The organism is Nonomuraea antimicrobica (genome assembly GCF_039536965.1).
Lineage (GTDB): Bacteria > Actinomycetota > Actinomycetes > Streptosporangiales > Streptosporangiaceae > Nonomuraea > Nonomuraea antimicrobica.
The window spans coordinates 33,832-51,290 of record NZ_BAAAZP010000060.1 but is presented as its reverse complement, the minus strand read 5'-3'; the positions used below and the strand labels follow the sequence as shown (position 1 = coordinate 51,290).

Here is a 17,459-nt window from a genome sequence, read left to right as displayed (position 1 = left end):
GTACGACGTCGGCTACACCGCGCCCGCCCTGCACCCCGCTCCCGGCGCCGACCCGGCCGCGCTGGCGGTGCTGGCGGCCGCCGAGTCGGCGCGGGCCCGCGAGCTGCTGCTGCGCGGGGAGCTGCCGGAGCTGACCGAGCACCAGGACCGCGTCCGGCTGGCCGCCGAGCACGATCTCAGCCCCGGCCCCGGCTCCGAGGCCGCCGTGCAGGCGTGGCGCTACGGCGGCGCACCGGCCCTGGAGGTCCTGGAACACTCCTGGACGCCGCCCCGCCGCGACCTGGCCAGGGCGCGGGCGCTGCTGGAGTCCGGCTGGGAGGGCGAACGGCCGCCGCCCGTCGAGGCGTGGCGCAACCGCTGGACCCTCGGCCCCCGGCAACTGCGGTACGGCCGTGACGGACGCTGGTACCCCTTCACCCTCCGCGAGGGCGAGTGGTGGCCCGCAGGCCCGCCGGAACGCGACCCGTCCGCCCTCCTGGCGTGAGCGCCCCGCGCGGAGGCGGCCCGGCGTGCGCGTGATCGCCGACGCCCGGCGCGGATTGAGCGGGCGGCGTAAGGGGTAGGCCCGGCAACGCGTGTGACCTGCGAAAAGTCACTCAGTGTGGCGGCGGGTGCGGAAGTCGGACGACCCCTGTGGAGGATCTGGTGCTCGCGCGTGTCCTGACGGCGGCCGGCCCGGCCTGGGCGGCGGGGGCCGGCCCCGTCGACCTGGCGGCGGCGCGCTCGCAGATGGCGTTGTCGCTCGGCTGGCACATCGTGCTGGCCTGCCTGGGGGTGGGCATGCCGGCCATCACGCTGCTAACCGAGTGGCGCGGGCAGCGTACCGGTGACGTGCACTACCGGCTGCTGGCCCGCCGGTGGGCGCGGGCGCTGGGCGTGCTGTTCGCGGTGGGCGCGGTGTCGGGCACGATCCTGTCGTTCGAGATGGGGCTGCTCTGGCCGGGGCTGATGGGCGTGTACGGAGAGGTCATCGGGCTGCCGTTCGCCCTGGAGGCGATCGCGTTCTTCGTCGAGGCCATCTTCCTGGGCATCTACCTGTACGCGTGGGACCGGCTCCCGCCCCGGGCGCACCTGCTGACCGGCGTGCCGATCGTGGTGGCCGGGGTGGCCAGCGCGTTCTTCGTGGTGGCGGCCAACGCCTGGATGCAGACGCCGACCGCGTTCGCCGTGGAGGGCGGCAAGGTGGTGAGCGTCGAGCCGTGGGCGGCGATGTTCAACCCGGCCACGCCGGCGCAGACGGTGCACATGATCCTGGCCGCGTTCATGGTGGCCGGGTTCTGCATGGCCGGGGTGTACGCGGTGGCCATGCTGCGCGGCCGGCGCGACCGCTATCACCGGCTCGGGCTGCTGCTGCCGCTGACCGTGGCGGCGCTCGTCACGCCCGCGCAGGTGGTGGTGGGGGACTGGGCGGCGAGGGTCGTGGCCGACCACCAGCCGATCAAACTGGCGGCGATGGAGGGGCTGTTCAGGACCGAGCGCGGCGCCCCGTTGCACGTGGGCGGCGTGGTGGTCGATGGGGAGCTGCGTTACGCCCTGGAGATCCCGTACGCGCTGTCGCTGCTGGCCCACGGCAGCCCGGACGCCGTGATCGCCGGGCTCGACGGCATCGCGCCCGCCGACCGGCCGCCGGTCAACGTCGTGCACTGGGCGTTCCAGATCATGGTCGGGCTGGGCCTGGCGCTGCTGGCCCTGTCGGTGTGGCTGGCGGTGAGCTGGCGACGGCGGCGGGACCTGCCGGGCTCACGGTGGTTCCTGCGGGCGGTGGCCGTCTCCGGCGTGGCGGCGGTGCTGGCGCTGGAGGCGGGGTGGGTGGTGACCGAGGTGGGCCGCCAGCCGTGGACGGTCTACGGCGTGCTGCGCACCTCCGAGGCGGTCAACCCCGCGCCGGGCCTGGTGTACGGGTTCGTGCTGGTCGCGCTGGTCTACGTGGTGCTGACCGCGGCGGTGGTCTACGTGCTGCGCCGCCTGGCGCGTGACGTGCCGGTGCCGATCGCGCCGCAGGAGAGCGACGTCACCGGCTACAAGGTGGTGTGACCATGCCGTTGCCGGAGATCACACTGGCCGTGCTGTGGGTGGGGCTGACCGCGTACGTGCTGTTCGGCGGGGCCGACTTCGGCGGCGGGTTCTGGGACCTGGTGGCCGGCGGCGCGCGGGCGGGGCGGCGGCAGCGGGCGCTCATCGAGCATTCGATCGGCCCCGTCTGGGAGGCCAACCACGTGTGGCTGATCTTCGTGATCGTGCTCATGTGGACGGGCATCCCGCCGGTGTTCGCCGCCGTGACCTCCACCCTCTACATCCCGCTCACGCTGGCCGCGCTCGGCATCATCGGCCGGGGCGCGGCCTTCGCCTTCCGCAAGGTGTCCGCCGAGTTGTGGCAGCAGCGCCTACTGGGCGGCACGTTCGCGGTGTCGTCGGTGCTGACGCCGTTCTTCCTGGGCACGGCGGCCGGCGCCATCGCCTCCGGACGGGTGCCGCCCGGTCTGGCGCGCGGCGACCTGGTGGGCAGTTGGCTGGGGCCGACCTCGCTGGTGGGCGGGCTGCTGGCGGTGGGGACGGCGGCGTACCTGGCGGCGGTCTATCTGGCCAGGGACGCGCAGCGTACCGGGGACGCGGGGCTGACCGAGGCGTTCCGGCGGCGCGCGCTGGGTTGCGGCGCGGTGGTGGGGGTGCTGTCGGCGGCGGGCCTGCTGGTGCTGCGGGCGGACGCGCCCCGCCTGTTCGCGGAGCTGACGTCGGGGCGCGCGCTGCCGTTCCTGGTGCTGTCGGTGCTGGCCGGGCTCGCGTCGCTGGTGCTGCTGTGGCTGCGGTCCTACGTGGCGGTGCGGGTGACGGCGGCGCTGGCGGTGGTGGGGCTGTTGTGGGGGTGGGGCATGGGGCAGTATCCGACGTTGCTGCCCGGGCTGACGCTGCGCCAGGCCGCCGCGACGGACTCGGTCCTGGCGGCCACGCTCGTCTCGCTGGCCGTGGGCGCGGTGCTGCTCCTGCCGTCCCTGTGGTGGTTGTACGCCACCTTCCAGCGCGAGCACACCCATCCCACGGCGCCCACAGCCGACCAATAGAACTGCCTTGCCAACTTGATTTGTCGGTGGAAGTGTGGGGGCGTCCCGAACGACCAAGGAGCCGAGAAGACCATGGCCAGGACCGTCGCCGACAAGCTGCTCGTCAAGCCCGAGACCGTGGTGTGGGTCTCCGACGGCGCCCACCGCCCGCTGGTCGCACCGCTGCCCGAGGGCGCCCGCTACGCCGACGACCTGAAGGACGCGGCCGTCGCGGTGTTCTTCGCCACCGACGCCGCCGCGGCCAGGCGACTGCTGGAGCGGCATCGCGACCGCCTCACCGAGCCCGCCGTCCTCTGGGTGGCCTACCCCAAGGGCAACAGGTCCGACATCAACCGCGACACCCTGTGGCCCATCGTCGGCGAGTACGGCCTGCGCCCCAACGGGCAGGTGGCCGTGGACGAGGTGTGGTCGGCGCTGCGCTTCCGGCCGCTGAAGGAGGGCGAGGCCCCGTTCACGGGCGGGCGCGGCTGACCCCCTGAACCGCCGCCTGCGGCGCCGTCGGCAGGCCCGCCGGATCGCCGCCGAGGGTCGCGGTCTCCTATCAGGACTCCGACCTGGCCATCGGGCAGGCCGGTTTCCGGGCCGAGGTCAGTTGGCCAGGCCCATACCGTGGTGCTTGAGAGCCAATTGCCAGAAGTGCTCTTCAGCGGGACGACGGCGCCGGGGCGTGTTTTCTACCGTCTGCGAAGTGAAAGTACGGATTATTACCCAAAGCCGTAGCCGCGGCTCCCATGCTCATGGGCGAGGATGTGCGGGATACCGCACTGGGGCCGTCTGATCTCGACCGAATAGCGATCATCGCAAGCCCGGACGATCACTACCACCCCTGCCGTGACCACGATCGCCAGACACAAGGCCTGCCTTCGCGCAGGACAATCTGTGCGTCATGGCCGAACGCGTGGTGACGCTGCGCGGCGAACGCTCCGCGTACTTCGACCCGACGGCCGGCGACGTCTACTACCGCGGCCTGCGCGAGTCGGGCCTGGTGCAGCGGCTGCTCACCCAGCCCGCGGACGAACCCGCCGCGCTGACCGCGCTGCGCGCCGACGTCGAGGCCTGCATGTCGGTCGTTGACCTGCCCGAGGTGCTGCTGGAAGTGCATTCGTGGACCGGCTGCCCGGCCCGCGGTTCGATGACGAGACCCGCGGAGGGACGGCCGCGGTGGTGCCGCTCTACAGGGCCTCGGGCTCGGGGTGGATGCGCTCGACCCGGTCCCGCTTGGTGTGCATGTCCCAGTAGTGCTCAGCAAGGCCGTCCGGGTCGACGACGGGGAACTCGAAACCGTTGGGCATCTTGACAGGCCCGGACCCGACCGGGGCACCGGTCTGAGCCTCGACGGCCTCGGCGGTCTGGCTGCGGGCGATCAGTGCCGCGACCGAGAGGGTGCCGGCGTAGACGCCGGCGTCGGCGAGTTCGGCGTTGAGGGAGTAGAGATAGTTGCGGGCGGCGGCCATCAGTGGGCCCAGGCCGCTGGCGTGTGGCATCGGCTGGATCGCCGAGATGCCGGTATCCTGCCGATCGGCATCGACGCCGGCGCGAGGAAGGCTGCCGAGCTGGGCGTTCGACTGGCACCGATGCTCGTGGAGGCCGACCCTTCGGGCATGCTCGCGATCGCCGCGCTCGCCGAGGAGGGCAAACTCCGCGCCCACATCGACGCGACCTTCCCACTCGCCGAGGCCGCCAAGGCCCACACCCACGGTGAGACGGGCCGCACCACAGGAAAGGTCGTCCTCGTCGTACGGTGAGTCGTCCCGCCAGGAGGTCAGAGGGCGGAACCGGTTGATCCCGCGTCACCAGCCCTGCCCTCGCTCCCTCTACCGGGACGGGGCCGTCACGGCGAGCGCGGTTTGTCGCGCAGGACCGCGTACGCGACGCAGGCGCCCACGGCCAGCGCCGGGACGCCGATCAGGATGGGGGCGCGCAGGCCGAACTCCGCGCCGATGAGACCGCCGATGAGGGCGCCCAGGGGCGAGGCGGTCATCACGACGGTCGTGGCGGAGCTGGTCACCCGGCCGAGCAGCTCGCGCGGGGTGCTCCGCTGGCGCAGCGTACGCGCCACGACCGCCCAGACGCCGAACGCGCCACTGGTGACCACCAGCCCCAGCCCCGCCACGACGACCTCCGACGTCAGGCCCAGCAGCAGTTGCCCGACCGCGCCCGCGGCGAAGCACCCGGCCAGCGCCACCGCGGGGCCGGTGGCCCGCGCGATGCGACCGGCCAGGAAGCCGCCGGCCAGCCCGCCCAGGGCGCCGACGCCCACCAGCAGCCCGTATGCGGCGGCGGGCAGCAGCAGCACTTGCTGCACATAGAGCACGAGCACGACGAACCACATGCTGTCGGCGAAGGCGAACAGGCCGGACAGCAGGGTCAGCGTGAGCATGCGTCTCTGGCCCGCCAGCCAGCGCAGGCCCGCCACCGTGTCACCCCAGATGCGCCCCTTCCGCTCGCCGTCCCGGGCGGGCGCGAACACGTTCGGCAGGCTGAAGATCAGCGCCGCGGCCAGGGCCAGCACGCCGCCGTTGACCGCGAAGGGCAGCACCACCGCGACCCCGAACAGGTAGCCGCCGACGGGCGGGCCGATCAGCTCGTTGCCCGCCACTTCGGCGTTGACCAGGCGTCCGTTCGCCCGTTCGAGGTCGGTGTCGGCCACGAGGGGAGGCAGCAGCGTGGCGGTGGCGGTGTCGCGCAGGGTCTCGCCCACGCCGCACAGGAACGCCACCGCGTAGATCCACGCCACGGTGGCGTTGCCGGTGGCCGCGGCCACGATCAGCGCGCCCAGCGCCACCGTGCGCCCGCAGTCGACGAGGACCGCCAGGCGGCGCTGGTCGAACCGGTCCACCAGCGCCCCGGCCGCCAGCCCCAGCAGCAGCCACGGAAGCTGCCCGGCCACGGCCACGCCCGCCACCAGGACCGGATCGGTGGTGATCGAGGCGGCCAGCAGCGGCAGCGCCGCGCTCCTGATGCCGTCGCCGAAGTTCGACAGGGCCGTGGCCGTCCACAGGCGGTGGTAGGCCGGGCCGAGGGGAGTGGAGGCCATGACCTCGATCATGCCACCGGGGCGCAGGCGTCGTGCGGCCCTGTGTGCGCGGTTGGGCGCGACCAGGGGGTGGGCCGCAATCGTGCCGGGCGATCTCCTCAGTGCATGTCGGATTCGTCGAGCCCGATCGCGAGCAGGTATTTCATGAGAGCCGACAATGGTCGGCGGGTCCGGCCGTTCGGCGAGGTGCCCGCGAGGACGGCGGCGAGCGGGGGGGTAGGTCGGGATGAGACCGGTGTACGCGGCGGCGGCCGTCGAGGTCGGTGCGCCGCCGGAGCAGGTGTTCGCGCTGATCACCGACTGGCCACGGCACCGGGAGTGGATGGTGCTGACCTCGGCCAGGCTGGTGGGCGAGCACGAGGTGGCCGCCTTCACGGGGGTGTGGCCGTTCGGTTTCCTGGACACGATGACGATCACCTGCTGGCGTCCGCCGGAGCTGGTGCGCGTCACGCACACCGGCCGCTTCGTACGCGGGCGGGGCGCGATCCGGGTGCGCCCGCATCGGGACGGCAGCCGCGTGGTGTGGGCGGAGGAGCTGGAGCTGCCGTTCGGGCCGCTGGGGCGGGCGCTGTGGCCGCTGGTACGCCCGCCCGCGCTGGTGCTGCTCCGGCTTTCGTTGCGCAGGCTGGCCGGGCTGCTGACCGCCACGCCCTGAACCATCGCGCCCTGAACCATCGCGCCCCGAACCGCCGCGCCGAACGCCGACAGCCGCGCGGCCTTCCCTGTCGCCTGGCCTGTCGCGCCACCTCGCCCGCCGGGTTCAGGCGTGCCAGTCGCTCGTCCCGCCGGGCACCGGTGCGGCCGGGTCGTACGGTTCGCGGGTGAAGACGAAGGTGTTGAGGTCGAGGTGGTCGGCCGCCACACGCAGGGTTTCACCGGCGTAGTAGCCGTCCAGCCCGAGCCACGTCCCGTCCTGCTGCGGCACGAACCGCGAGGCGCGCCCGCCCCCGCCGATCGGTTCCAGCGACAGGGCCCGGTCGGACAGCAGCCGCAGCGCGTACGGTTTGGGCCCCCAGTGCCACAGCCCCGTCAGGGCGAGCAGGCCGGCGTCGGCCGGAGCGGGACGCCATTCGTCGGGCAGGCGCGGCTCGTGCTCTTCCAGGATGTCGAGCAGGTCGGGGAGCAGGGTGCCGCTCATGCCTGCGGTGGTGTTGGCCATGAACAGCACCCCCAGCCCTTCGGCGGCGTCGGCCCACACGGTGGCCAGGAAGCCGGGCATGGAGCCGGTGTGCCCGGCCAGGCGGCGTCCGCGGAGGCGGGCGAGCTGCAGGCCGAGCCCGTACCCGCTGGTCCAGGTGTCGCCGTCCTCGACGCCGGCCGGTTCGCGCATCTCGGCCAGCGTGCCGGGGCACAGCACGCCGGCGCTCTCCCCGCACAGGAACGCGGCCCAGCGCGCCAGGTCGTACGGGGTGGACCAGAGTTGCCCTGCCGGGCCCATGGCGTCGGCGTCGTGTTCGGGCTCGGCCAGGACGACGTCCGCCCACGGGTGCACGGCGTAGCCGGTGGCGTGCGGGGTGCGCGGGCGGGGGGTGGTGTCGTGCATGCCGAGCGGGTCGAGCACCTCGGTGCGCAGGGCCTTGAGCCAGGTGGTGCCGCGCAGGCGGCCGACGAGTTCGCCCAGTAGCGCGAAGCCGACGTTGGAGTAGTGGAAGCGGCGTCCGGGCCGGTGTTTGAGCGCGGCGGGGCCCAGGCGGGCGCGCAGGTCGTCGGCGGGCAGGCCGGGGGTGCGTTCCCACCAGGCGGTGGGCGGCTCGGCGGTCAGGCCGGCGGTGTGCGACAGCAACTGGGCGACGGTCAGGTGGCCGAACGGTGTGCCGGGAAGGTGCCGTTCGAGGGGGTCGGCCAGGTCGAGGAGGCCCTCGTCGCGCAGCCGCATGACGACGACGGCGACCATGCTCTTGGTGATCGAGCCGATGCGGTATTGGGTGGCGGCGGACGGGGCGTCGTCGCCGACCCGGCCGCGTCCGCCGAACCAGACCGGCCGCCCGTCGCGCACGATCGCGGCCGTCAGCGACGGCACTCTGCATTCGGCCTGTTCGACGGCCAGTCTGCGCAGCAGGGCGCGCGCCGTCGGGTGTCCCACCTGAGTCATGAGCGACAAGAGTAGCCGTTTGACCGGCCCGGGACGCTTCCGGACGCCTCCCCGCCTCAGCGGGCGGGGGCGCGGTCGAAGGTGTCGAGGATGAGGGCGGTGGCGTCCAGGTCGCGGGCGGTGGTCCCGAGCCAGGGCACGTCGATGGGGCCGGGCCAGGTGTGGCCGCCTCCGTCGATCGTGTACAGGCGCAGGGTGGCGCCGCCGCGGCAGGTCTTCCAGTCGCGTACGCGTACCTTCCGGGCCTGGGCGGCGGTGGTGCGGCCGGTGCAGCCGAGCAGCGCGGCCCAGCCGTCGGCGGCCTGCTCGACGGGGTCGAGCACGACGAGGTCGGCGAGTTCGCGCAGGCCGCCGGTGGCGTCGCGCAGGGGATGGCCGCCCCGGTAGGGGACGATGCGGTCGGCGGTGCCGTGGAAGGCCACGACGGTGACGGGCGGTACGGCCCGTGGGCAGGGGCGGACGAGGTTGAGCCCGGCCACGGCGGCGACGGCGGTCAGGCGGCCGTTCAGTTCGCAGATGAGCGCGGTGGCCATCGCGGCGCCGTACGACATGCCGGCGGCGAACTCGCGGCCGGACCGTACGCACAGGCCGCGTTCGAGGTGGTCGAGCAGGGCGGTGAGGAAGCCGGTGTCGTCGGGGCCGGCGGTGTGGGGCAGCGTCCAGCCCATGCGTCCCTCGGCGGCCTGCGGGGTGGCCACGATGTAGCCGCGCCGGGCTCCGGTGTCGGCCAGGCGGCTGTAGGCGCTCTGGCGGGCGGCGTCGGAGTTGAGGCCGTGCAGGTCGAGGATGACGGGGTGGGGGCCGGGCCCGTCCGGCACCGACAGCAGGAAGCGCCGCTCCAGCCCGCCGTGCCGGATGCGGTGGGTGCCCGGCTCCAGGCGTCGGGCGGCCTGGCAGCCGCTGGTGGGGGCGGCCCGCGCGGGCGGGCTCGGCGACGGCGATGGTGGCGGTGGCAGTGTTGACGATGGTGGCGGTGGCGCGGCCGTGCAGCCGGCGGCCATCAGCAGGGCCGCCATCAGCAGGGTCATGCGTGTGGGCATCGTCGTGCCTCCCGCCGCGCCAGAGATCCCTCTGCCAGTGTGCGCGACCGGAACGGGACGGCGCGAGCGCACTCGCTGGACAACCTCAACCCGGGACGGCTCAACTCCGGACGATCTCAACCCTGGACGACCTCGACCCGCGACGGCCGGTGGACCGGATCGGGAGGAGATCGTCTGCTGCGGTAGCGTCGTGGCCTCAACGCAGGCGTGAGCAGGAGACGACGTGATCCACAAAGCCGTGATTCCGGTCGCCGGCCTGGGCAGCCGGTTGCTGCCCCTGACCAGGGCGCTTCCCAAGGAGATGTTGCCGATCGGCGACAGGCCCGTCATCGAGCACACCATCCGGGAGCTGGTGGAGTCGGGCATCGAGGAGATCACCATCGTCACCTCGGGCCGCAAGCACCTCATCCAGCAGCACTTCGCCCCGGACGCCGATCTCGAACTCCAGCTCCGTACGACCGGCAAGCCCGAACTGGCCGACGCGGTCGCCGAGCTGTCGTCGCTGGCCCGCATCACGTACCTGTACCAGGACGGGCCCTACGGCAACGGCACTCCCGTGCTCAACGCGGCCCGCGTCATCGGGGACGAGCCCTTCATGGTGCTGTGGGCCGATGACGTCTTCGTGGCCGAGGTGCCGCGGGCCAAGCAGCTCAAGGCGGCGTACGAGGCCACGCGGGCCCCCGTCCTGGCCCTGATGCCTATGGCTGCGGAAGACGCCCCGCGCTACGGCGTCCCCGTCGTCAAGGAGGACCTCGGGCAGGGGCGCCTGCTGATCGGCGGCCTGGTGGAGAAGCCGTCCCCCGAACGGGCGCCCTCCCGCTACGCCGCGATCGGCGGGTACGTGATCACGCCGGGCGTCGTCGACGCGCTGGAAGCCCGTACCCGAAGCTGGCACGAGAACCCGGTCGGCGAGATCTACCTCACGGACGCGCTGAACGACCATGCGCGCACGCACGAGGTGTACGGGCAGGTCATCGATGGCACCTGGTGGGACACGGGGTCGCCGCTCAACTACCTCAAGGCCCAGTTCGCCGCCGCTCTCGCTCACCCGGACTACGGCCCCGAACTGCGTAAACTCGCTCAATCCCAGGACGGCGACCCCGCCGGGACGTGACGGCGCACTCCGGTCCGGGCCCGCGCTCAGGCGGGACCACCCGTCACCCGTTCACCGCGCCAGTGTCCCTGCGTCGATGAAGTCCGCGCCGAACTGGGCGGGCACGTCGTCGTGCGGCGCGGGCACCTCCCAGCGGCCGGGCTTCGTCTGCACCATCAGGTGGTTGCAGGTCCGGATCTGCAGATACCGGCGCAAGAGCCCGACGGCGGCGACCGCACCGAGGAGGAGAGCGGCGGCGGGCAGGACAAGCTGGAGACGTCTCACAAACACACCGTATCCGATCTGTCGCTGAAAGTAACATCATGGCGGACAGCAGGCGTGCATCCGAACGAAAGGGACGGAGAAGTACGCGCCACAGATTCGGTGCGGGAATTCTCTCAAGCGCTGCGCTCACAGGCGGCCTTGCCACGGCCGTTCCCGCTTGAACGACGCGAGATCGCCCCGGACAGCGGCCCAGGCGGGCTCGATGACCGTGATGACATGGCTGCCGTGCCGAACGGGACGGGCCCGGGGCAGGGCCGCGTGTGCGACCCGGCCGCTACCTCCGGCGTTTCGTACTGAACGCACGGCACGAAGCCCGGATGTTCCGAAACCCGGGCTTCGTCACGTTCAGGCCGCGCAGAATCCGGCCGGCTTGACCGACAGCACGGTGTGGGTACGGGTCACCGTCTTCCTGGCGCCCAGGGTGTAGCCGTAGGGCGCGCTGCTGACGCAGTAGGCCACGCCGGTCTGGTTGGTCACCTGGCTGACCTGCAGCCCGCCGGAGAAGGACCGGCTGTCCCCCTGCTTGACGAGCACGGCCTTGGCCGACGACGCGCTCGGCTGCAGGCACAGGTAACCGGTCGGGCAGACGGCCGCGATCTGGCTCGCGGCGGTGGCCGGCTGGGCGGCGAAGGTGGCGGCGGCGGTCATGGCGATCGCCGTGGCGGCCATGACGTTACGGTTGATCTTCATGTGATCTTGGTATCGAGGTTGGCTGACGTTCCGGTTGACGCCGCCTTCACAATCGTCTCCGTACGGGCGAATTTCTTGATCCACTCCGGTCGCGCCGGGCCGGCTGGTGCTCTGACCGCAGAGCTTCGCCGTGGTGTCGGACGCCCCGTCGCCGCCGCAGCCTGATCAAACGACCCCAGCGCAGAACGTTAGATCCTCGCACTACGGGCGATGCGGTACAACACGTTCGGACGCAGTGGCCCTTCGGGCTCGGTGGGGTCGTCGAAGTCGTCGGCCGGGTCCCGGGTCATGCCGATCCGGCGCATCACCGCCTGGGAACGAAGGTTGGTGGCCGTCGTGACAGCGAGGATCTCAGGAAGCTCAAGAGCGTCAAAGCCGTGGGCCAGGACTGTCAGCGCAGCCTCGGTAGCGTAGCCCTGGCCCCAGGCCGAGCGGGCGAGCCGCCAGCCGATCTCCACTCCTGTGAACGGCATGTGGTCGTCCACTTCATCCAAGCCTGCGAAGCCGATGAACTCGCCCATGGCCTCCACCTCAACCGCCCACCACCCATAGCCTCGCTGGTCGAACTCCGCCTGAAATCGCGACACGGAGGCATCGCTCTGTTCGCGGGTGAGCAGGTCGCCCAAGTGCTCCCGGACTTCGGGATCGGCATTCATCGCCGCCCACGGTTCGAGGTCGGAGTCACGCCATCGGCGCAAGATGAGGCGATCGGTGCGCAGTTCAGCCATGCCGCACAGCCAACATGAGCCCTGGTCCCGAGGCAATCACTTTTGTTCTGCGTGACACCGCCACCCAGAAACCGCCGCGGCCCGTCCTGGACGAACCGTCATCGACCCGCCCCGAGACCTGCCCGTCGTGAGGTGCGGCGATCAGCCTGCCGGGCAGGAACTGCCCGGCGCCGGTACCGTCCCGTCGAAGTAGTACGCGTGGACCAGCGCGTCCACGCACGTGTTGCCCTGCCCGAACGAGCCGTGCCCCTCGCCCTCGAAGGTGACCAGCACGCCCGTCTTCAGCTTGCGCGCCATGCTCTCCGCCCACTCGTACGGCGTCGCCGGGTCCGCCTTCCCGCCGATGACCACGATCGGGCCCGAGCCTGTCGCGTCGATCCGGTCGTTCGGCTGGGCCGGGACCGGCCACATCGCGCACATCGGCGACCCCCCGCCGAACAGCGGCGACACCTTCCGCAGCCGCCGGTCGGCCTCGATCGTCTGCCGCAGCGTCGGCGACTCGACCGCGTCGCGGCAGGCGACGGCGAAGGCCGCCTGGAGCATCGTGGAGTAGCGCCCGTTCGGCGATCTGCCGGTGTAGACGTCCGACAGCGCCAGCAGTTCACGCCCGTCGCCCTTGACCGCCTTGCTCACGGCGGATTCGATGATGGGCCACGTCGACTTGGTGTACAGGCCGATGGCGACACCCATGGTCGCCAGCGCCCCGCTCAGCTGACGCTCACCGACCTGGAGCGGGGTGGCCTTGAGCCGGTTGACCAGGCGCTCCACGGTCCGGTTCGCGGCCTTCGTCGTGGTGCCGAGGTCGCAACCGTTCTTTACGCAGTCGTCCAGGAACAGGCGGTAGGTGTGCTCGCGCCCGGCGACCCCCGCTTCGGCCATGTCCAGATAGGGCTGGGTCATGTCGGCCGCGGCGTCCAGGACCATGCGGCCGACGTTGCGCGGATAGAGCGTCGCGAACGTCGCGCCCAGCATCGTGCCGTAGGAGTAGCCCAGGAAGTCGAGCTTGTCCTCGCCGAGCGCGGTGCGCAGGCGGTCGAGGTCGCGAGCCACGTTCGGGGTGCCGACATGCGGCAGGATCTCACCCGAGTTCTTCACGCAGGCGTCGATGTACTTCTTGGTCGCTGCGAGGATCTTGGGGCGTTCGGCGGGCTTGGAGATGCTGCCGTCCGTGGCGAAGTACCGGTCGAGCTCGGCCGTGGTGCCGCAGGTGATGGGTGAGCTCCTGCCCACGCCCCGCGGGTCGATGGCCACGAGGTCGTAGCGTTCGCGCAGTTCCGTGTAGCTGCCGAGGGCCGCGGCCAGCGTCTCGACCGCCGGGGCGCCGGGGCCGCCGAAGTTGAACACCAGCGAACCGAGCCGGTCGCCGCCGGCCTTCGCGCGCAGGACGGCGAGGTCGATCGTCTTGCCGTCCGGATCGTCGTAGTCGAGGGGGGCGGTGAGTGTGCCGCACTCCAGGTCTGCCGGGCCCGGCAGACCTGTGCACGCGGCCCAGGTGATCGCGGGAGTGGCGGCAGTCGCGGCTACGGCGGGAGCCGTACCGACCGTGAGCAGCAGAGCCACCATGGGGATCAACGCTTTTCGCATAGCGACCATGCTGGCGATCTCCGCGAAGCCGTCATAGTGTCCGGCACACCCGAAATCTGATGACAGATGTCATCTCACCGCTCGCAGCCGTTGCGCCGAGCAGATGCCGGGTGCTCGCGACAGTTCATCGATCAGCACATCGGCGGGAAACGTCTGGCCGGGGGGAAGGATGACAACCGCGCGGGCGCGGATATGAGGGCCCCTGGGCCGTCCCGTAGCACCTGGTGGTCGCCGGGCCGGAGGCGTGGTGGCCTGGTGACCTCGTCATCGACGTCCGCGGCCGTCTCTTCGTCCGAGCCTCGGCCGACGACGAACGGTTCGGCCGGCCATGGGGGTTCGTGCGGGTCGACACCCTCGACCTGTCGGGCCGGACCGTCGTCCCCGGGGGAGCGGTGCAGGAGAGCGAGCCCACCCGTCCCCTGACACTCCTGGTGCGCAACGGCCGCCCGGTCCCTCCGTACCACGGTTGACGGCCGTCGGGGTCCGGGTGGGGACCCCGACGTCACCGTGCCGGGCGGCGAGAAGGAACGTCCGTCAGTCGCGCCCGGCGAGCGCCGCGGTGTGGTGGAGGCGGCTGATCTCGTACTCGTCGAGCGCGGTGGCGTAGGCCCGTACGTCGTCGACGGAGCCCGCGAAGTGATCGACCCGGTTGCCGAGCCACTTCGACGCCCCGATGACGAACGGACCCGGCGTCGCGGCCTGCCACAACGTGACGCCGTCGAGCCGCCCGACCAGAGCGCCGTTGACGTAGAGCCGCGTCTGCCTGGACGGCGCGTCGTAGTCGCCCACCAGATGGGTCCACTGGTCAAGGACGGGCGGGGCCGCGAACCCGGTGCCTCGAACCGTACCGCGCCGCCGCCATCGCGCCCGCCGATCCAGGTCATCCCGCCGGTACGGGTCGCGGCACGGCCGCCGCCGGACGAGTCGGCGATCGTGTCGCCCGTGCCCTCGTCGAACCTCCACCAGCCGTTCGGCGCCGGCAGCGGGGCAGGGGCGACGGCCTCGCCGCCGACGAAGTAGCCCCACATCGCGAAGTCGCTCACCTATCCCTCTCTGTCACTTCACCAGCGCCTGCGCGGCGCGTTGAACGGCGGCCGTCACGAAGCCACCACCGGCTCAGGCTCGGCTGCGGCGCGGTAGGCCGCCTCGAACAATCGGTACTCGTCCTCGCCCACCCAGATCTGCTTGTGGTGGCTGGTCGGCACGCCCGTGTGCACGAACACTGGGATCCCCGCCCTGTTCAGGCGGTAGCAGAACGAGAGGTCTTCGCTCACCGGCCGACCATCGGTGAAGGCCACGGGGTTGAACCAGACATCACCCGCCTCGGCGCGGACCTTCTCTGCCGCAGACCGGTGAACCAGCAGGCACGTGGCACCCGTTCCCGCTACCTGTGTGAGCGCGTTCGGCGTGTAGTCTCTCCGCACATGGAAACCGAACGTGCCTTGCGGGTCCTGCCCCCAGTCGTAGACCGTCGGGAACGGCCGCACCTTCCAGCCGCACATCCCGTCCGGGGCGACCTGAACCCTGAACCCGGCCGTGTTGATCACGTCGGCACCGACGCGGGCCCAGGCGTACCACGCCCTCTGGCCGATAGGCCGGTTGTTGGTGTTGCCGAACACGTGCGGCACCAACTCGACGCTCATGCCCGCTCGCTGAGCGACCAGGTAGTTCTTGAAGTCGCCCAGGATCACCAGGTTGGCCGCGCCGGTGGTGCCGGTGAAGTCGTCCCGTTCTCGTAGTATGGCTTGCCGAACAGGCGCGGGATCGACTCCTGGGTGAGGTTGATCGAGAAGTTCGAGCCGCCTGCGCCGGCGGAGCCGAACTGCCGGACCTCGTTCATGACGTCGGTGCTGCTCATCCAGGACGGCATGCGGTTGCGGTACTTGATCGGCAGCGCGTCCCACAGCTTGTAGATGTCGACTGCGCCGAACGCGCCGTCGGTCGTGACCACGACCTCACTGGTGGTGGCGGCGTCGAGCTTGGTGACCACACCCGTAGGCGCGTTGACGCCGTGCCCGTGGTGAGGTTCTGCGCCAGCAGTTCGCGGTAGCCCTCGTCCAGGATCGTCGCCATCTCTCCGGCGAAGCCCGGGTAGTCCATCCCGACCTCGATCGTGTACGGGATGTAGCCCTGGGCCTTGTGGGTGGGAACCGACGGCTGTGCGAGGGTTGGGCTGTCGTCCGAGACCTCGCTCGACTCCGGGTCGAACGACCAGGACGATTCCGGCAGACGAGACGCCCTTCCACTCGTCGTTGGTGATGGTCTCGACCCGGGCGAGGTTGAGGATGTCGTTCGGGGAGCCCTGCGCGGTCAGGATGATGGTGGGATCGATCATTACCGGGACGCCGAACCCACCGCCGGCGTCCGAGCCGATCGACATCGCCCGGTACTCCTCGTACACCTCCACCGCGTGCTGCTCTTCAGGAGTCAGCACCGGGTGGGCCCGCGTGATGAGCTTCATGAACGCACTGCGGTAGTGCACGTTCTCGGTGATCAGCAGGCGGCGGGCGACGTGCGCGCCGTTGCAGTCCCGAGTGCGGGTCCGCAGGACCCTAGCGGCCCGCGCGATCTGCTCGTCGCTGGCGTGCTCCGTCAGCGAGCGGTCCTCCAGCGCCTTGTCTCGCGCCTTCAGGTCCGGCAGGGCCCGAACGTTGGCACCGTCCCACGGGTCGACGCGCTGCATCACCTGCACACCGCGGACGTCGAGGTTGCCGTCGCCGGCCTCGGTGTTGCCGCGGGCCGCGAATCCGGCAACCGCGTTGCGGCGCCGCTCCAGGTCGGCCTGGCGGGCACGCTCCTCCTCCTGCAGGCGCAGCTGCTCAGCGCGCTGCTCCTCCAGCTCGGTCCAGCGTGCCTGCTGCTCATCGGTGAACGCCGCGCCAGCCGCGGCCTCGTGCAGTGCGCGCATCTCGGTCTCGATCTCGGCGAGCCTGCGCTCGATCTCGTCCATCGGGACTCCTTCGTCAGGAAGGGGTAGCGCTGCGCCCGCAGTCGGGCGGTGCGCTGTGACGGGGTGAGACCTGTCGCGTGGTGTACTACCGGGGTGTCCGGCGCGTCGGTCGGGGTGGTCGCGGCCTCCTCGGGCGCGGTGTCCTGCCGCTCGTCGACCGGCTGCTGCTGGTCGACGGCGGGCGGGACGGCCTCGCCGTCGGAGGTGCGGAGTCCGTGCTTGGCACGGAAGTCGTTGAAGCCGCGTACGAGTGCTTCGTAGCGGCCGGAGTCGCGGCGGCTCAGCTGCTCGCCATACCAGTCAGTGAGCCCGGCCACGCCGGAACGCATCCCCGCGGTGGCCGCGTGCGAGGCCGGCCACGTAACCGGACCGCACTCGAACAGGCGGACCTGGAGGATGCTGCGCTCGGGCAGACCTTCCGGGTTGTGCTCGGACTCCTCCGGCTCGTGGTTCCAGATTTCGTCGAGCACGTTGAACATGAACGAGCTGCCGTAGCCGCCCGCGCGCAGTCCCGCCTCATCCCCGGCTTCGGGCGACGGCTCGGCCTCAGCGGCGGCCCGAGGCAGGAGGCTGACAGGGGCTGCGTACGCCCTCACGGTGATCAGGTCTCACGCTGCTTCACGGCTGCTCTTCCTCCTCTTCAAGGACGGCGCCGTCGGCGGGCCCTTCCTCGGTCTCGGGGTCCTCTTCGTTCTCGTCTGGCCGCTGGCCCTCGTCCGGCTGGTCGAACTTCGTGCCGGGCGGCTGTAGCTGCACGCTGAGCAGGCCGGCGTGCACGAGCGACGCTCGCGGTCCCGGGGCGAGGAGCCTTGAGCGGCCCCGAGGTCCTCGGCAAAGCAATGCCGGGGCCCTCAATGTTTTGATTCGCCCTACGCGCGGACCAGTTGAACCAAGCCCACGG

At 71.6% G+C, this 17,459-nt stretch carries 20 protein-coding genes and 1 pseudogene; 9 read left to right on the top strand and 12 right to left on the bottom strand.

Annotated features, from left to right (window positions below; all coding sequences use genetic code 11):
• The 4 genes and pseudogenes from ABD844_RS16140 to ABD844_RS16125 all read left to right on the top strand — a co-directional run.
• Nucleotides 1-484, top strand: a pseudogene (locus tag ABD844_RS16140) (SWIM zinc finger family protein); the annotation flags it as partial.
• Nucleotides 485-645: 161 nt separating this feature from the next.
• Nucleotides 646-2,034: a cytochrome ubiquinol oxidase subunit I gene (locus ABD844_RS16135; RefSeq protein ID WP_344877653.1), complete on the top strand. Its 1,389-nt coding sequence runs from the start codon at nt 646-648 to the stop codon at nt 2,032-2,034.
• Nucleotides 2,035-2,036: 2 nt separating this feature from the next.
• Entirely contained in the window at nt 2,037-3,059 is a 1,023-nt protein-coding gene (locus ABD844_RS16130) for a cytochrome d ubiquinol oxidase subunit II (protein WP_344877651.1), read from the top strand.
• A 72-nt stretch (nt 3,060-3,131) separates the two neighbouring features.
• Nucleotides 3,132-3,530 carry a hypothetical protein gene (locus ABD844_RS16125; RefSeq protein WP_344877649.1) on the top strand — a complete coding sequence of 133 codons (399 nt, stop codon included), beginning with the start codon at nt 3,132-3,134 and terminating at the stop codon, nt 3,528-3,530.
• 701 nt (nt 3,531-4,231) lie between these two features.
• Here ABD844_RS16125 and ABD844_RS16120 read toward each other — a convergent pair.
• Nucleotides 4,232-4,543 carry a hypothetical protein gene (locus ABD844_RS16120; protein ID WP_344877647.1) on the bottom strand — a complete coding sequence of 104 codons (312 nt, stop codon included), beginning with the start codon at nt 4,541-4,543 and terminating at the stop codon, nt 4,232-4,234.
• Between ABD844_RS16120 and ABD844_RS16115 the strand changes: the two genes are divergently transcribed.
• Nucleotides 4,535-4,804 carry a zinc-binding dehydrogenase gene (locus tag ABD844_RS16115; protein WP_344877645.1) on the top strand — a complete coding sequence of 90 codons (270 nt, stop codon included), beginning with the start codon at nt 4,535-4,537 and terminating at the stop codon, nt 4,802-4,804. The two genes, ABD844_RS16120 and ABD844_RS16115, sit on opposite strands and share 9 nt — an antisense overlap.
• 86 nt (nt 4,805-4,890) lie before the next feature.
• Here the strand turns inward: ABD844_RS16115 and ABD844_RS16110 are convergent, their stop codons facing one another.
• Nucleotides 4,891-6,096, bottom strand: a complete 1,206-nt coding sequence (locus tag ABD844_RS16110) for an MFS transporter (RefSeq protein WP_344877643.1) — start codon at nt 6,094-6,096, stop codon at nt 4,891-4,893.
• A 226-nt stretch (nt 6,097-6,322) separates the two neighbouring features.
• On the opposite strand from ABD844_RS16110, the gene ABD844_RS16105 reads away from it, so the two are divergent.
• Nucleotides 6,323-6,751, top strand: a complete 429-nt coding sequence (locus ABD844_RS16105) for an SRPBCC family protein (RefSeq protein WP_344877641.1) — start codon at nt 6,323-6,325, stop codon at nt 6,749-6,751.
• A 105-nt stretch (nt 6,752-6,856) separates the two neighbouring features.
• On the opposite strand, the gene ABD844_RS16100 is transcribed toward ABD844_RS16105, so the two are convergent.
• Nucleotides 6,857-8,188, bottom strand: coding sequence for a serine hydrolase domain-containing protein (locus tag ABD844_RS16100; RefSeq protein ID WP_344877639.1), 1,332 nt, complete (start codon nt 8,186-8,188; stop codon nt 6,857-6,859).
• Between the two features lie 56 nt (nt 8,189-8,244).
• The gene (locus ABD844_RS16095; RefSeq protein WP_344877637.1) at nt 8,245-9,228 is read right to left on the bottom strand and encodes a CE1 family esterase; all 984 of its coding nucleotides are present in this window, start codon (nt 9,226-9,228) and stop codon (nt 8,245-8,247) included.
• 223 nt (nt 9,229-9,451) lie between these two features.
• Between ABD844_RS16095 and ABD844_RS16090 the strand changes: the two genes are divergently transcribed.
• A complete protein-coding gene (locus ABD844_RS16090) occupies nt 9,452-10,342 on the top strand; it encodes a UTP--glucose-1-phosphate uridylyltransferase (RefSeq protein ID WP_344877635.1) in 891 nt (296 codons plus the stop codon).
• 51 nt (nt 10,343-10,393) lie between these two features.
• Here ABD844_RS16090 and ABD844_RS16085 read toward each other — a convergent pair whose 3' ends face one another.
• The 4 genes from ABD844_RS16085 to ABD844_RS16070 form a co-directional block, all read right to left on the bottom strand.
• Nucleotides 10,394-10,606: a hypothetical protein gene (locus ABD844_RS16085; RefSeq protein WP_344877633.1), complete on the bottom strand. Its 213-nt coding sequence runs from the start codon at nt 10,604-10,606 to the stop codon at nt 10,394-10,396.
• 345 nt (nt 10,607-10,951) lie between these two features.
• Entirely contained in the window at nt 10,952-11,296 is a 345-nt protein-coding gene (locus tag ABD844_RS16080; RefSeq protein WP_344877631.1) for a hypothetical protein, read from the bottom strand.
• A 188-nt stretch (nt 11,297-11,484) separates the two neighbouring features.
• Nucleotides 11,485-12,024 (bottom strand): GNAT family N-acetyltransferase, encoded by a 540-nt coding sequence (locus ABD844_RS16075; protein ID WP_344877629.1) that lies wholly within the window; start codon nt 12,022-12,024, stop codon nt 11,485-11,487.
• 141 nt (nt 12,025-12,165) lie between these two features.
• A complete protein-coding gene (locus ABD844_RS16070; protein WP_344877627.1) occupies nt 12,166-13,608 on the bottom strand; it encodes an alpha/beta hydrolase in 1,443 nt (480 codons plus the stop codon).
• A 224-nt stretch (nt 13,609-13,832) separates the two neighbouring features.
• On the opposite strand from ABD844_RS16070, the gene ABD844_RS16065 reads away from it, so the two are divergent.
• A complete protein-coding gene (locus tag ABD844_RS16065) occupies nt 13,833-14,078 on the top strand; it encodes a hypothetical protein (RefSeq protein ID WP_344877625.1) in 246 nt (81 codons plus the stop codon).
• Between the two features lie 64 nt (nt 14,079-14,142).
• Here the strand turns inward: ABD844_RS16065 and ABD844_RS16060 are convergent, their stop codons facing one another.
• On the bottom strand, nt 14,143-14,397 hold the full coding sequence (locus tag ABD844_RS16060; RefSeq protein WP_344877623.1) for a LamG-like jellyroll fold domain-containing protein: 255 nt from the start codon (nt 14,395-14,397) through the stop codon (nt 14,143-14,145).
• A gap of 3 nt (nt 14,398-14,400) precedes the next feature.
• Here ABD844_RS16060 and ABD844_RS16055 point away from each other — a divergent pair, with 3 nt between their 5' ends.
• Nucleotides 14,401-14,628, top strand: coding sequence for a hypothetical protein (locus tag ABD844_RS16055; protein ID WP_344877621.1), 228 nt, complete (start codon nt 14,401-14,403; stop codon nt 14,626-14,628).
• Nucleotides 14,629-14,705: 77 nt separating this feature from the next.
• Here the strand turns inward: ABD844_RS16055 and ABD844_RS16050 are convergent, their stop codons facing one another.
• The 3 genes from ABD844_RS16050 to ABD844_RS16040 form a co-directional block, all read right to left on the bottom strand.
• Complete coding sequence (locus ABD844_RS16050) at nt 14,706-15,299, bottom strand: phage major capsid protein (protein ID WP_344877619.1); 594 nt, start codon at nt 15,297-15,299, stop codon at nt 14,706-14,708.
• Nucleotides 15,296-16,558, bottom strand: a complete 1,263-nt coding sequence (locus ABD844_RS16045; protein WP_344877617.1) for a phage major capsid protein — start codon at nt 16,556-16,558, stop codon at nt 15,296-15,298. The genes ABD844_RS16050 and ABD844_RS16045 overlap by 4 nt, the downstream gene beginning before the upstream one ends.
• Nucleotides 16,559-17,176: 618 nt before the next feature.
• A complete protein-coding gene (locus ABD844_RS16040) occupies nt 17,177-17,335 on the bottom strand; it encodes a hypothetical protein (RefSeq protein WP_344877615.1) in 159 nt (52 codons plus the stop codon).
• Nucleotides 17,336-17,459: the final 124 nt, after the last annotated feature.